General features: G+C 63.3%; 10 protein-coding genes. 8 read left to right on the top strand and 2 right to left on the bottom strand.

Annotated elements, in window-relative coordinates:
• The first annotated feature begins 134 nt into the window (after nucleotides 1–134).
• Both H163_RS0109055 and polA read left to right on the top strand, forming a co-directional pair.
• Nucleotides 135–1,130 carry an acyltransferase family protein gene (locus tag H163_RS0109055; RefSeq protein ID WP_019964252.1) on the top strand — a complete coding sequence of 332 codons (996 nt, stop codon included), beginning with the start codon at nucleotides 135–137 and terminating at the stop codon, nucleotides 1,128–1,130.
• Nucleotides 1,131–1,205: 75 nt separating this feature from the next.
• Nucleotides 1,206–4,208 carry a DNA polymerase I gene (gene polA, locus H163_RS0109050; protein ID WP_019964251.1) on the top strand — a complete coding sequence of 1,001 codons (3,003 nt, stop codon included), beginning with the start codon at nucleotides 1,206–1,208 and terminating at the stop codon, nucleotides 4,206–4,208.
• A gap of 102 nt (nucleotides 4,209–4,310) precedes the next feature.
• On the opposite strand, the gene ubiB is transcribed toward polA, so the two are convergent.
• Together ubiB and ubiE are read right to left on the bottom strand one after the other, a co-directional pair.
• Nucleotides 4,311–5,894, bottom strand: coding sequence for a 2-polyprenylphenol 6-hydroxylase (gene ubiB / locus H163_RS0109045; RefSeq protein WP_026355653.1), 1,584 nt, complete (start codon nucleotides 5,892–5,894; stop codon nucleotides 4,311–4,313).
• A 3-nt stretch (nucleotides 5,895–5,897) separates the two neighbouring features.
• Nucleotides 5,898–6,647: a bifunctional demethylmenaquinone methyltransferase/2-methoxy-6-polyprenyl-1,4-benzoquinol methylase UbiE gene (ubiE, locus tag H163_RS0109040; protein WP_026355652.1), complete on the bottom strand. Its 750-nt coding sequence runs from the start codon at nucleotides 6,645–6,647 to the stop codon at nucleotides 5,898–5,900.
• Between the two features lie 271 nt (nucleotides 6,648–6,918).
• Here ubiE and mutM point away from each other — a divergent pair, with 271 nt between their 5' ends.
• From mutM to dnaN, 6 genes are all read left to right on the top strand, one after another.
• Nucleotides 6,919–7,824, top strand: a complete 906-nt coding sequence (mutM, locus tag H163_RS0109035; protein ID WP_019964248.1) for a bifunctional DNA-formamidopyrimidine glycosylase/DNA-(apurinic or apyrimidinic site) lyase — start codon at nucleotides 6,919–6,921, stop codon at nucleotides 7,822–7,824.
• 148 nt (nucleotides 7,825–7,972) lie between these two features.
• Nucleotides 7,973–8,746 (top strand): enoyl-CoA hydratase, encoded by a 774-nt coding sequence (locus H163_RS0109030; protein ID WP_019964247.1) that lies wholly within the window; start codon nucleotides 7,973–7,975, stop codon nucleotides 8,744–8,746.
• A 176-nt stretch (nucleotides 8,747–8,922) separates the two neighbouring features.
• Nucleotides 8,923–9,189, top strand: a complete 267-nt coding sequence (gene rpsT, locus H163_RS0109025; RefSeq protein ID WP_019964246.1) for a 30S ribosomal protein S20 — start codon at nucleotides 8,923–8,925, stop codon at nucleotides 9,187–9,189.
• Nucleotides 9,190–9,840: 651 nt separating this feature from the next.
• Nucleotides 9,841–10,269, top strand: a complete 429-nt coding sequence (locus H163_RS0109020; RefSeq protein WP_019964245.1) for a rhodanese-like domain-containing protein — start codon at nucleotides 9,841–9,843, stop codon at nucleotides 10,267–10,269.
• 165 nt (nucleotides 10,270–10,434) lie between these two features.
• Nucleotides 10,435–11,922 (top strand): chromosomal replication initiator protein DnaA, encoded by a 1,488-nt coding sequence (gene dnaA, locus H163_RS0109015; protein ID WP_026355651.1) that lies wholly within the window; start codon nucleotides 10,435–10,437, stop codon nucleotides 11,920–11,922.
• Nucleotides 11,923–12,133: 211 nt separating this feature from the next.
• Nucleotides 12,134–13,252, top strand: a complete 1,119-nt coding sequence (dnaN, locus tag H163_RS0109010; RefSeq protein WP_019964243.1) for a DNA polymerase III subunit beta — start codon at nucleotides 12,134–12,136, stop codon at nucleotides 13,250–13,252.
• Nucleotides 13,253–13,643: the final 391 nt, after the last annotated feature.

Raw genomic sequence — 13,643 nt, 5'->3', positions numbered from 1 at the left:
CACAGAAGTGACTGCTGCCATCCGCCGTTCGGTCCGATAAGTTTCCGCTGGCTCGTGGAATTTTGAACCGCATCACCCTCCTGAAGGAATGCTGTGGTCCGGAATGGACGGCGACGCCGTGGGGGAGACGCGGAATGGGGCAAGAGGGGCGAATCGGCTGGGTGGATCACGCCAAGGGCATCTGCATCATCTTTGTCGTGATGATGCATTCGGTGCTGGGTGTTGAAGATGCTGCCGGGCAGACAGGCTGGATGCACCCGGTGGTGCAATTTGCCGCGCCCTTCCGCATGCCGGATTTCTTCATGATCTCCGGGCTCTTCACCGCCCTTGTCCTGTCGCGGCCCTGGCAGCTCTATGCCGACCGCAAGGTGCTGCATTTCGCCTATTTCTATGTGCTGTGGCTGACGATCCAGTTCGCCCTCAAGGCTCCGTCCTTTGCCGCTGAACTTGGCTGGTGGGGCGTGTTGCAGGAATATCTGATCTCCTTCGTCCAGCCCTTCGGCACGCTCTGGTTCATCTATCTTCTCGCCATCTTTTTCGCCGTGACGAAAGTTCTGCATGACCTGAAGGTGCCCTGGCCGCTGACGCTGGCGGTGGCGGCCCTGCTGCAGATCCTGCCGCTCGAAACGGGTATCTACATCGCCGATTATTTTGCCGAGCGGTTTGTCTATTTCTTCGGCGGCTATGTGTTTGCCAGCCGCCTGTTTGCGCTGGCGGACTGGGCGGCGGCGCACCGGGCCGCAGCGTTCGCCGGGCTTGGGCTGTGGGCGCTGGTCAACGGCCTTGCCGTGCTTGCCGGCTACAGCGAACTGCCGGGCGTTTCGCTTGCACTCGGCTTTGCCGGAGCTGTGGCCATTGTGCTCGTTTCCAGCCTGCTGGCGCAGCTTTCCTTTCTCGATCCGCTGCGCTTCATTGGCCAGAATTCCATCGTCATCTATCTCGCCTTCTTCTTCCCCATGGCTGTAACGCGCGTGCTGCTGCTGAAAGCCGGTGTGCTGGATACGGGCACCGTTTCCCTGCTGGTGACGCTGGTGGCAGCCTTCTCGCCGCTGCTGCTGCTGTGGTTCATCCGCCGCACCGGCTGGTTCGGCTTCCTGATCGAGCGGCCCGGCTGGGCGCGCATTGCATGAGATGAAACAGCCAGCGGGCAGAACCTGACTGGGCAAAGCCACTATTAGGCCTTTCATCCGCACCCGTTCCCCGGCATGATCCGCGCCATGTCGAACGATGCTTCTCTCCCCGCCCTCACCGCCAATGACCACCTGATCCTGGTCGATGGTTCCACCTTCATTTTCCGCGCCTATCACGCCCTGCCGCCGCTGACGCGCAAGAGCGATGGCCTGCCGGTCGGCGCCGTCTCCGGCTTCTGCAACATGCTGTGGAAGCTGCTGACCGAGGGCCTGACCCCTGAGAAGGGCGATGAGCCGACGCATTTCGCCGTCATCTTCGACCATTCCTCCAAGACGTTCCGCAATGACATCTACCCCGCCTACAAGGCGCAGCGCCCGGAGCCGCCGGAGGATCTGATCCCGCAGTTCGGCCTGATCCGTCAGGCGACCCGCGCCTTCAACGTGCCCTGCATCGAGCAGGAAGGCTTCGAGGCGGACGACCTGATCGCCACCTATGCGACGCAGGCCGCAGCCATGGGGGCGCGCGTCACCATCGTCTCCGGCGACAAGGACCTGATGCAGCTGATCACCCCGCGCATCGGCATGATCGACACGATGAAGAACAAGATCATCGGCGAGCCGGAGGTTTTCGAGAAATTCGGCGTCGGCCCGGACAAGGTGATCGAGGTGCAGTCGCTGGCGGGTGACAGCGTCGACAATGTGCCGGGCGTGCCGGGCATTGGCCTGAAGACGGCAGCGCAGTTGATCCTCGAATATGGCGACCTTGAGAACCTGCTGGCCAATGCCGCCAGCATCAAACAGCCCAAGCGCCGCGAAAACCTGATCGAATTTGCCGAACAGGCCCGCATTTCCAAGCAGCTGGTGACGCTGAAATGCGATGTGCCGGTGGAAACTCCGGTTACCCATTTTGCCGTGGAGGCCGTCAACGGTCCGCAAGCGGTCGGCTTCCTCAAGGCGATGGAGTTCACCACCCTCACCCGCCGCATTGCCGAGGCAACTGGCGCAGAGGCCGCCAACATCGACCCCACGGAGCTGACCATCCCCGGCTGGCATGCCCCTGACGCCAAGGGCCGCATGATGGAGCGTGGGCCCGATGCCGCATCCGCCGCGCCCGCCGCTTCCGGTTCCACCGCGTCCTCTCCGGCCGGAGGCGCGCCTGCGCCGGACGGCATGATGACGCCGCAAAGCCTTGCCGCTGCACGGGCGGAAGAAATCCGCCGCATCCCGGTCGATCATTCCACCTATGAAACGGTAACGGATATCGAGCGCCTCAAGGCCTGGGTGGCCGAGGCGATGGAAACGGGCATCGTTGCCTTCGACACGGAAACCACCTCGCTGGATGCCATGCAGGCTGACCTCGTGGGTGTGTCGCTGGCCACCCGTCCGGGCCGGGCCTGCTATGTGCCGCTGGGCCACGTGGACGGGGAGGGCGACCTTCTGGGCGGCGGCGGTCTCGTGCCCGGCCAGATCCCGCTTCGAGCGGCGCTTGATGTGCTGAAACCCATGCTGGAAGATCCCGGCGTGCTCAAGATCGCGCAGAACCTAAAGTACGACTGGCAGGTGATGGCCCGCCACGGCATCGAGGTTGGCCCGCATGATGACACCATGCTGCTGTCCTACACGCTGGATGCGGGCAAGGGCGGCAACGGCATGGACGAGCTGTCCGAGCGCTGGCTTGGCCACACGCCCATCCCCTTCAAGGAGGTGGCCGGGTCCGGCAAGTCGATGGTCACCTTCGACAAGGTGGAGATTTCCCGCGCTTCGGCCTATGCCGCCGAGGATGCGGATGTGACCCTGCGCCTGTGGCTGGTGCTCAAGCCCCGCCTTGCGGCGGAAGCCATGGCTACCGTCTATGAAACGCTGGAGCGGCCGATGGTGCCGGTGCTGGCGCGGATGGAGCGGCGCGGCATTTCCATCGACCGGCAGATGCTTTCGCGCCTGTCCGGCGAATTTGCCCAAGGCATGGCCGCCGTGGAGTCGGAGATCTACGCCCTTGCCGGGGAGACCTTCAACATCGGCTCGCCCAAGCAGCTGGGCGACATCCTGTTCGGCAAGATGGGCCTGCCCGGCGGCAAGAAGACCAAGACCGGCGCCTGGTCCACCTCGGTTTCGGTGCTGGATGATCTGGCCGCCGAAGGCCACGAGCTGCCGGTGAAGATCGTCGAATGGCGCCAGCTCGCCAAGCTGAAGTCCACCTATTCGGACGCCCTGCCCGGCTTCATCAATCCGGAGACGAAGCGGGTCCACACGTCCTACTCGCTGGCCTCGACCACGACCGGGCGTCTGTCCTCGTCCGAGCCGAACCTGCAGAACATTCCGGTGCGCACGGAAGCGGGCCGCAAGATCCGCAAGGCTTTTGTGGCGGAAAAGGGCAACAAGCTGATTTCCGCCGACTACAGCCAGATCGAACTGCGCGTGCTGGCCCATATCGCCGACATTCCGCAGTTGAAGAAGGCCTTTGCCGATGGGCTCGACATTCACGCCATGACGGCGAGCGAGATGTTCGGCGTGCCGGTGAAGGACATGGACCCGATGGTCCGCCGCCGCGCCAAGGCGATCAACTTCGGCATCATCTATGGCATCTCGGCCTTCGGCCTTGCCGCCCAGCTCGGCATTTCCCGCGGCGAGGCCGGCGACTACATCAAGATGTATTTCCAGCGCTTCCCGGGCATCCGCGACTATATGGAAGCGGTGAAGAAGGAAGTGCATGAGAAGGGCTTTGTCACCACCCTCTTCGGGCGCAAGGCGCATTATCCGGATGTGAACACGTCCAACCCGTCGATGCGCGCCTTCTTCGAGCGGGCCGCGATCAACGCCCCCATTCAGGGCTCGGCTGCAGACATCATCCGCCGCGCCATGCTGCGGATGGAAGATGCGCTGGTGGATGCAGGCCTCAACATCCGCATGCTGCTGCAGGTGCATGACGAACTGATCTTCGAGGCGGAAGAAGGGGAAGTCGAAGCCGCCATCCCGGTGATTCGCCGGGTGATGGAAGGCGCCTGCGAGCCGCTGCTGAAGCTTTCCGTGCCGCTGCAGGTCGATGCCCGCGCCGCTGACAACTGGGACGAAGCGCACTGACAGGGCTTTCGATGCTGACGCATCACGTCTTGGAATTGCTCAGGCGCCGCGCAGGCTTGACCGAATCCCGATGAGCCAAGCTCATCGGGATTCGGTCTGGCTTCAGAACCAGGCCTTTGCTGCGATTGCTGCCATGGACAGGGCGATGATCCAGAGCGCGATGCGGCCCGAGCGGTTGTGGCGGGCTTCTGAGCGGCCGATGGCCTCAGCTGTCGCGGCATCAAAGCGCAGGCCCTCATGGGCCATCTTTTCCAGCTCTTCCGACATGCGCCCCACCCGGTCTGCAAAGATGGGCAGGTCGCTGGCGATGCGGCCAAGCGCATTCACGGCGGCCCCGGCATCGCGCAACCGGCCGGCAGGCCCCAGATGCTGGGCGATCCAGGCACCCACAACGGGCTCGGCCGTGCGCCACATGTCGAGGCGCGGATTCAGCGTCCGGGCAACACCCTCCACCACCACCATCGTCTTCTGCAGCATGATCAGCTGCGGCTGGGTGTGCATCTGGAACAGCTCCGTCACCTCGAACAGCTGGGTGAGAAGCCGCGCCATGGAAATTTCGGACGCATCATGGCCGTGGATCGGCTCGCCGATGGCGCGGATCGCCTGGGCGAACACATCCACATCCTGATCGGCGGGCACGTAACCGGCCTCGAAATGCACTTCCGCCACCCGGCGGTAGTCGCGGGTGATGAAGCCATAGAGGATTTCGGCGAGGAACCGGCGCTCGGCTTTGCCAAGGCGCCCGGTGATGCCGAAATCGACGGCCACCAGCGTGCCATCGGCCTCGACGAAGAGATTGCCCTGATGCATGTCCGCATGGAAGAAGCCGTCGCGCAGGGTGTGGCGCAGGAAGCTCTGGATCACATTGGCCGCCAGAAGCTCCAGATCGAGGCCCTGAAGGGTGAGCCCCTCCACATCGGACATCTTGGTGCCGTCGATCCACTCCATCGTCAGCACGCCCTTGGCGGTGCGTATCCAGTCGACGGAAGGCACGCGGAAGCCGGGGTCCTCAGCGGTGTTTTCCGCCATTTCGGACAGGGCTGCAGCTTCCAGCCGGAAATCCATCTCCAGCGCCACAGAGCGGGCTAGCGTGTCGACCACGGCCAGCGGCCGCAGGCGGCGCGAGGGCTCGTGGAAGCGTTCGGCGAGGCGCGCGACCAGATAGAAGCTCTCAAGATCGCGCTGAAAGCGGCGGGCGACACCCGGGCGCAGCACCTTGACGGCCATCTTGCGCAGGGAGCCATCGCTCTGGCGCACCATCGCGGGGTGAACCTGCGCGATGGAGGCGGCGGCCACCGGCTCGCCGAACTCCACGAAAACCTCGCTCACCGGCCGCATCAGCTGCTCGGCCACCCAGGCCTCGGCCTCGCTCTGGCTGAAGGCGGGCAGCCGGTCCTGCAGATAGGCAAGCTCCGCCGCCGCTTCCTTGCCCACCACATCGGCGCGGGTGGCGAGAAACTGGCCTAGCTTCACATAGGATGGCCCCAGACGGTTCATCGCATCGGAAAGACGCGAACGGGCGCTCTTGTCGCGCACGGAACGGCGTTCGAACAGGCGCGCAAACCGCAGCGCCAGACGCGCCGGAGGCGGCAGGTCCGGAATGTTGAACAGACCGAAGACGCCTTCACGCGCCAGAACGAAACCGGCCTGCGCCAGCCGCAGCAAGGGACGTATTGCAAGGGCCATGGATCAGAGTTTCCAGCCCGAGTGCAGGGCGGCGATGCCGCCGGTGTAGTTGCGGTAGGTCACCCGCTCGAAACCGGCGGTGCGGATCATCTGCGCAAAGCGCTCCTGATTGGGGAACTTGCGGATGGATTCCACCAGATAGCGGTAGGGCTCGCCGTCGCCGGTCACGGCCTGTCCCATCGCCGGAATGGCGTGGAAGGAGAAGGCGTCATAGACCTTGTCGAGGCCGGGCATGTCGACTTCCGAAAATTCGAGGCACAGGAAGCGGCCGCCGCGCTTCAGCACACGGTAGGCTTCCGACAGCGCCTTGCCGATTTCCGGCACGTTGCGGATGCCGAAGGCGATCGTATAGGCATCGAAGCTGCGGTCCGGGAAGGGCAGCACTTCCGCATTGCCCTGCGAGAAGCGGATGGAGCCGGAAAGCCCCGCCTTGTCCGCCCGGTCCTGCCCCACGGCCAGCATGGAGCCGTTGATGTCCAGCACCACGGCTTCCACCGCACGCCCCGAACGCTCGACGATGCGCGTGGCAATGTCGCCGGTGCCCCCGGCCACATCCAGCACCTTCCAGCCGCGGCCCGGTGTGTGCGGCGGGGCAAGGGTGGAGACCATCGCATCCTTCCACACCCGGTGCAGGCCACCGGACATCAGGTCATTCATGATGTCATAGCGGGTGGCGACCTTGTGGAACACGTCGTTGACGAGGCCCTGCTTCTCGCCTTCGCGCACGGTGCGGAAGCCGAAGCTGGTCGGCATGTCCTCGGGCGCGCGGCTGGAGGCATAGGCGCCTGCGGAGGAAAAGCCAGGTTCGTCGGTCATGCGGGTCACTCCCTGAATGACGGTCACGGACAACAGAAGCAGTGCTGCCGCAACGCACGGCCCGGTGCGGTGTTCCGGGCGCGGGTCACAATTGCGCGGACCTTAGTACAAGCCGCAGGCCAGCGCCATTGTTGCGCCGGGCCCGCGTCTCATATAGGCGGTTTGTGCAGTCCATATAGTCTTTTGCTCAAGATCGGTAGGTCCTCCCATGCCCGAATTGCCCGAGGTCGAGACGGTGAGGCGCGGCCTGCAGCCGGATTTTGAAGGCGCGCGCATCCTGAAACTCGAATGCCGCCGCCCGGATCTGCGCTTTCCCTTCCCCGAGCGTTTCGTCGAGCGGACCGAGGGACGGATTGTCACAGCCCTTTCCCGCCGGGCAAAATATCTGCTTGCCGATCTCGACAGCGGCGAGGTTCTGGTCATGCATCTGGGCATGTCCGGCTCCTTCCGGGTGGAGCAGCAGCAGGCGGGCCACATGCCGGGTGACTTCACCCATGCCCGCTCACGCGATGAAAAGCATGACCATGTCGTCTTCCATCTTTCGGCCCCCGGCAGCGCCAGCACTCAGGCGGCAAGCCGGATTGTCTATAATGACCCGCGCCGCTTCGGCTTCATGCAGCTGGTGGCCCGCAGTGGCCTCAGTTCCCACCCGCTCTTCGCCGCCATGGGCATCGAGCCTTTGGGCAATGCGCTCAACGCGGATCTGCTCGACCGGCTGTTTGCGGGCAAGTCCGCGCCATTGAAGGCCGCGCTTCTGGATCAGCGGCTGATCGCCGGGCTTGGCAATATCTATGTCTGCGAGGCGCTGTGGCGCTCGGGCCTCAGTCCTGAGCGGGCGGCAGGTGACATCACGGGGCCGGGCAAGGCGCGGGTGGCCGCGCGCGAGCGGCTGGCAGCTGCAATCCGCAAAGTGCTGGAAGAGGCGATTGCCGCCGGCGGCTCCACCCTGCGTGACCATGCGCAGACCGACGGCACGCTCGGCTATTTCCAGCACAGCTTCGCCGTCTATGGCCGCGAGGGCGAGCCCTGCCGCACGGAAGGCTGCAAGGGCACGGTTCTGCGGCTGGTGCAGTCGGGCCGGTCCACCTTCCACTGCGCGAAGTGCCAGCGCTGAGGCTCCGCCAAAAAGGCGGGAGGGCAGCGCCTTGCACGTGTGCGGCGCGTCAGTTACCCCTTGTTGCCATGGCCCGGCCAGCGGGGCACCACCGGGTGCCGCCGCCGGGCGCTGCCACAGGGGCACAGCCCGTCAGCGGAGGACTGCAATGGCATATGAAAACATCCTGACCGAAAAGCGCGGCAAGGTGGGCATCATCACGCTCAACCGGCCCAAGGCCCTCAACGCCCTCAACGCGGCCCTGATGGCCGAAGTGGCGGCGGCGCTGGACGCCTACGAGGCGGATGAGCGCGTCGGCTGCGTCATCATCACCGGCTCGCAGAAGGCTTTTGCCGCCGGGGCGGACATCAAGGAGATGCAGCCCTTCGATTTCGCCAAGGCCTACATGACCGATCTCATCACCCCCTGGGACCGGGTGGCGCGCAACCGCAAGCCGGTGATTGCAGCTGTGGCCGGTTATGCGCTGGGCGGCGGCTGCGAGCTTGCCATGATGTGCGACTTCATCCTGGCCGCCGACAATGCCAAGTTCGGCCAGCCGGAGATCACCCTCGGTGTTCTGCCGGGAGCGGGCGGCACCCAGCGTCTCACGCGCTTCATCGGCAAGTCCAAGGCCATGGAAATGTGCCTGACCGGCCGCTTGATGGATGCGGTAGAGGCCGAGCGCTCCGGCCTCGTCTCCCGCATCGTGCCGCTGGATGACCTCATGGAAGAGGCCATGAAAGCGGCAGAGAAGATCGCCGACTTCTCCATGCCCGTGGTGATGATGACCAAGGAAAGCGTCAACCGGGCCTACGAGACCACGCTGGCCGAGGGCATCCGCTTCGAGCGGCGCATGTTCCATGCGGCCTTTGCAACCGAAGACCAGAGCGAGGGCATGGCCGCTTTCATCGAAAAGCGCACGCCCCAGTTCCGGAACAAATGACGCTTTGACTCGGGTTTTGGCATTGACGGACCGGTTGGGCGGGACTATAAGCCTCGGCCAACCGGTGGCGGTCAAACGCCGCCGCATTCGTTTGACGCGGAGCAGTTTCAGGCCTATGTCTGCCGCTCTGATGTTCTACGGAATTTTTGTTTCACACTCGGACCAGGATTGAGCCAATGGCCAACACTCCCTCGGCCACCAAGGCGGCCCGCAAGATTGCCCGCCGGACGGCTGTTAACAAGGCACGGCGGAGCCGCGTGCGCACCTATCTGCGCAAGGTCGAGGAAGCCATTGCTTCCGGCGATTACAACGCTGCTACCGAAGCTCTGAAGGCTGCCCAGCCTGAGCTGATGCGCGCTGCTTCCAAGGGCGTCGTTCACGGCAACACCGCCTCGCGCAAGGTGTCCCGTCTGAACGCCCGCGTGAAGGCTCTTCAGGCCTGATACCGCCTGTCAGAAAAGCTTCAAAACCCGGCCCGAAAGGCCGGGTTTTTTGTTGCGTGAACAGCTCATGGAAAAAATCATCACGATAAAACTATCACTGTATACCGGCAAATACTCATGCCGGACTTTGTCAGGTTTTTCTCATATTTTTCAAATAGTTATGGGCATGTCGGCATGCGCCCCGCATCCCCTGCCCGATTCAACCTGAGTCAAGTACGTGGCGAAGTTTTTTTTTGGAGAAGTGCCAGCCTGTTGGCCCCCCGTGAGCACATCAAGAAAAGGCCTTGAGTCAGAACGGATTTGACCCGCAGGCCGTTCGCGAAGGCGTTAATCTGACGCAGCGGAAAAGCCGTCTGCGGCCATTTTGTTAATAGGCAACTGTTGCCGCGTTCCGGCTGCCTGTGTATGTTCAATCCATCGGGGCAAGCTCGAAAATTAAATAAAAAGCACAGCAAAACGTGGACCAGAAAAATGGCAAGGCAGGCAAAGAGACATAACTGGCAGAGATCAGGAATGGTTTCCTTGCGTAGCAATGTTATTTTTACGGATTCAACGACTATCGAGCTTTTTTAAACCCGGATCTCTCCTCAGATTTCTGTACCGATGGCGCGCAATACAAAATATTGCGAAGGGGGTCTTTTGTCGAATTCTATGCCTTACGCGGGCGACGTCGACGTCAAGGCGGCTTATGAGGCGCTGAGTGCCAGCCCTAATACTGTGCTGGTTGATGTGCGCACCCGGGCCGAATGGAATTTCGTCGGCGTACCTGATCTCCGTGCCCTTGGTAAGGAGGCCGTCTTTACCGAATGGCAGGGTTTTCCGGCCGGTTCGCCCGTTCCGGACTTCGTTGCCACACTTTCGGCCGATCTGGAGCGGAAAGGACTGGACAAAACGGTTCAGATCTATTTTCTGTGCCGCTCCGGCGCCCGGAGCCTGAATGCAGCCATTGCGATGACGCAGGCAGGATACGGATCGTGCTTCAACATTGCCGATGGTTTCGAGGGCCCGCTTGACGGGACCGGTCACCGGGGCAGTGCCGGCGGATGGAAGGCCTGCGGCCTTCCCTGGATCCAAAGCTAGGATCCTTCTTGAAATATTCTGGCAGGCCCAACGGGACCACCTCCCTGGTTCCGGAAGGTTCTGTCGTTCTTGAAACACGGGATAGCCCCCGGGCGTCCTGACCGTATGACACGGGAAAGCGGCTGTGGCGGACTGCTTTCCGAAACGAACGAGAGGCGAGGCGACATGCAAGTTCAGGAAGATATGGGCGCTGAACAATGGAACCGCGTCAAAAAGAGCCTGCGCGCGGAGCTGGGGGATGACGTGTTCTCCAGTTGGTTTGCGCGTGTGGATCTGGAAGAGAATGCAGACGGCACCGTGCGTCTGTCCGTGCCCACCCGCTTTCTGAAGCAGTGGATCCAGTCTCATTACCGCGACCGGCTGATGGGCCTTTGGAAGCGTGAATGCGAAAACGTGCATCGCATCGAACTGACCGTGCGCGGCGCCATGCGCCCCCGTCAGGTCGAGATGCCGATGGCCAGCAGCAGCAGCCTTTCTGCGCCCGCCCGCCCTGTGGCTGCAGCTGCAGCCGAGGCGCGTCCGATTTCGCTGAGCGAGCCGACCAATGCGGTTGCCGCCGCGCAGGCCGCCACCGCCGCGCTTGCCCGTGCCGAAGCCGACATGGGCAGCCGCGACGTGCTGCAGGGTGCAGCGCTCGATCCGAAATACACGTTCGAGACCTTTGTCGAGGGCGAGTCCAACGGTCTGGCGCTTGCTGCTGCCAAGCAGGTGGCCGCCGGTGGCGCCGTAACCTTCAATCCGCTCTATCTTCATGCCTCGGTTGGTCTCGGCAAGACCCATCTGATGCAGGCCGTTGCCGCCAAGGCGCGTGCTTCCGGCCGCAAGGTGCTCTATCTGACCGCCGAGCATTTCATGTACCGTTTCGTTGCGGCGCTGAAGGCCCAGTCGGCCCTGTCCTTCAAGGAAACCCTGCGCAGCATCGACCTTCTGCTCATCGACGACATGCAGTTCCTGCATGGCAAGCAGGTGCAGCAGGAGTTCTGCCACACGCTGAACGCCCTCATCGACGGTGCCCGTCAGGTCATCGTGGCTGCAGACCGCGCCCCGTCCGAACTGGACACGCTGGATGACCGGGTGCGCTCGCGCCTGTCCGGTGGCCTGGTTGTCGGCATCAACGAGCCGGACTTCTCCCTGCGCCGCAACATCCTGTCGGCCCGCGTTACCAATCTGAAGAAGTCCTACCCGGCCTTCTCCGTTCCCGACACGGTCCTGGACTATGTGGCCCGCCACGTGGTGTCCTCCGGACGTGACCTGGAAGGCGCGCTGAACCGCCTCGTTGCCCATAACCAGCTCACCAACCAGCCGGTGACGCAGGAAATGGCAGAGATGACCCTTCGGGACCTCATCCGCTCCAGCGAACCGCGCCGGGTGAAGATCGAGGACATCCAGCGGATCGTCTCCAAGCACTATAATGTGACCAAGGCCGATCTGCTGTCGGCCCGCCGCACCCGCACCATCGTGCGTCCGCGCCAGATCGCCATGTATCTGGCCAAGGTGATGACGCCGCGCTCGCTGCCGGAAATCGGCCGCCGCTTCGGCAACCGCGATCACACCACGGTTCTTCATGCTGTGCGCAAGATCGAGGAAATGGCCCGCGCCGATGTGACGCTGGCGCAGGAGCTGGAGCTGCTGAAGCGCATGCTGGACGCGTAAGCCAGAAGTCTTGCGTGAAGACTTGGGATAGCGGGGGAAACTGCCGCTGTCCTTGCGAAGATTGATGTTTTGAGGGCGTCCAACCGGGCGCCCTCTTGCATTTTGTGGCCATAAAGGGCAGGTTCGATGCCCCGCTCCTGCCCTGCCGGAGCTTACGGTTTCCTGCGTCAGGCCGTCCGGTCTGACCGTCACGAGTACACGGAAGACGCGCATGAAAGCGACCCTCGAACGGACCGACCTACTCAAGTCCCTGACCCACGTGCACCGGGTTGTCGAGCGCCGCAACACGATCCCGATCCTGTCGAACGTGCTGCTGCGCGCCGATCAGGGCTCGCTCAAGCTCAAGGCGACGGACCTTGACCTTGAGGTCGTGGAGACGGTGCCTGCGATGATCGAGCGGCCCGGCGCGACGACCGTGCCCGCGCACATGATCTATGACATCGTGCGCAAGCTGCCCGAGGGCTCGCAGGTCGTGCTGGAAACCTCCAGCGACAATGCCACGCTGGAACTGAGGGCCGGGCGCTCGCGCTTTGCGCTGCAGATGCTGCCCGAGACGGATTTCCCGGATCTGACGGCCGGCACCTTCACCCACCAGTTCACGCTGGCAGGGGGTGCGATCCGCAAGCTGATCGACACCACCCAGTTCGCCATCTCCACCGAGGAGACGCGCTACTATCTGAACGGTATCTACCTGCACACGGTGGCCACCGATCAGGGCCAGATGGTGCGGGCGGTTGCCACCGACGGACATCGCCTCGCCCAGGCCGAAGTGCCCGCGCCGCAGGGTGCTGCCGGCATGCCGGGCATCATCGTGCCGCGCAAGACGGTGGGCGAAGTCCAGAAGCTGCTGGAAGACCGCGAGGCCGAGGTGACGGTGGAGATCTCCGACACCAAGATCCGCATCACCAACGGACCGGTGGTTCTGACGTCCAAGCTGATCGACGGAACCTTCCCGGATTATGGCCGCGTCATTCCGCAGCACAATGACAAGGAAATGCGCGTCGACCGGGATGAGTTCAAGGAAGCGGTGGACCGCGTGTCGACCATTTCCTCCGAGCGTGGCCGGGCGGTGAAACTGTCCATGTCCGAAGGCCGCCTTGTGCTGGCGGTCAACAACCCGGACTCCGGCAGTGCAACGGAAGAACTGGCCGTCGAATATGATGCCGAGCCGATGGAAATCGGCTTCAACTCCCGCTACCTGCTGGACATCGCCGCCCAGCTGACGGGCGATACCGCCCTGTTCCGCCTGGCCGATTCCGGCTCTCCCACCCTTGTTCAGGACAACGCCACCGGCGACAGCCTCTTCGTGCTGATGCCGATGCGGGTGTGAGGGGCGGTTAAGCGGGACAAGAGTTCACAAGTCAGCTGCGGACATGTGCCCGCACTGATGCATCTGGCTTATGGCAGGGCCTTTGCTCTCCTCTCCCGGCGAGGGGGCAATCGTTGATACGGACGCAAGGAGGAGCAATGCTCTCTTTCGCCGCAGCGCCCCTCTCCCCCCTTGAGGGGGAGATGTCTGCGTCAGCAGACAGAGGGGGGTGGCAGCGTTTCAGCAAAGCAGGGCCTTTCTCTCAAGCAGACAGTCCGTTACCCCCCTCTGCCCCCTGCCGGGGGCATCTCCCCCTCAAGGGGCGAGAGGAACTGGTGCTCTGGTCAGGCTGGGGCAAACGCAGTCCCGCCGGAGGGAGGCGGGCCGAGAGGCTTTGTAAAAGAGAAAAAGC

The organism is Pannonibacter phragmitetus DSM 14782 (assembly GCF_000382365.1).
GTDB lineage: Bacteria > Pseudomonadota > Alphaproteobacteria > Rhizobiales > Stappiaceae > Pannonibacter > Pannonibacter phragmitetus.
This window is presented reverse-complemented; position numbering and strand designations above follow the sequence as displayed.

Bases quoted from the DNA above. Each gene is read 5' to 3' on its own strand.
- H163_RS0109055 (WP_019964252.1), top strand. From the start codon at position 135: ATGGGGCAAGAGGGGCGAATCGGCTGGGTGGATCACGCCAAGGGCATC.
- polA (WP_019964251.1), top strand. From the start codon at position 1,206: ATGATCCGCGCCATGTCGAACGATGCTTCTCTCCCCGCCCTCACCGCC.
- ubiB (WP_026355653.1), bottom strand. From the start codon at position 5,894: ATGGCCCTTGCAATACGTCCCTTGCTGCGGCTGGCGCAGGCCGGTTTC.
- ubiE (WP_026355652.1), bottom strand. From the start codon at position 6,647: ATGCCGACCAGCTTCGGCTTCCGCACCGTGCGCGAAGGCGAGAAGCAG.
- mutM (WP_019964248.1), top strand. From the start codon at position 6,919: ATGCCCGAATTGCCCGAGGTCGAGACGGTGAGGCGCGGCCTGCAGCCG.
- H163_RS0109030 (WP_019964247.1), top strand. From the start codon at position 7,973: ATGGCATATGAAAACATCCTGACCGAAAAGCGCGGCAAGGTGGGCATC.
- rpsT (WP_019964246.1), top strand. From the start codon at position 8,923: ATGGCCAACACTCCCTCGGCCACCAAGGCGGCCCGCAAGATTGCCCGC.
- H163_RS0109020 (WP_019964245.1), top strand. From the start codon at position 9,841: ATGCCTTACGCGGGCGACGTCGACGTCAAGGCGGCTTATGAGGCGCTG.
- dnaA (WP_026355651.1), top strand. From the start codon at position 10,435: ATGCAAGTTCAGGAAGATATGGGCGCTGAACAATGGAACCGCGTCAAA.
- dnaN (WP_019964243.1), top strand. From the start codon at position 12,134: ATGAAAGCGACCCTCGAACGGACCGACCTACTCAAGTCCCTGACCCAC.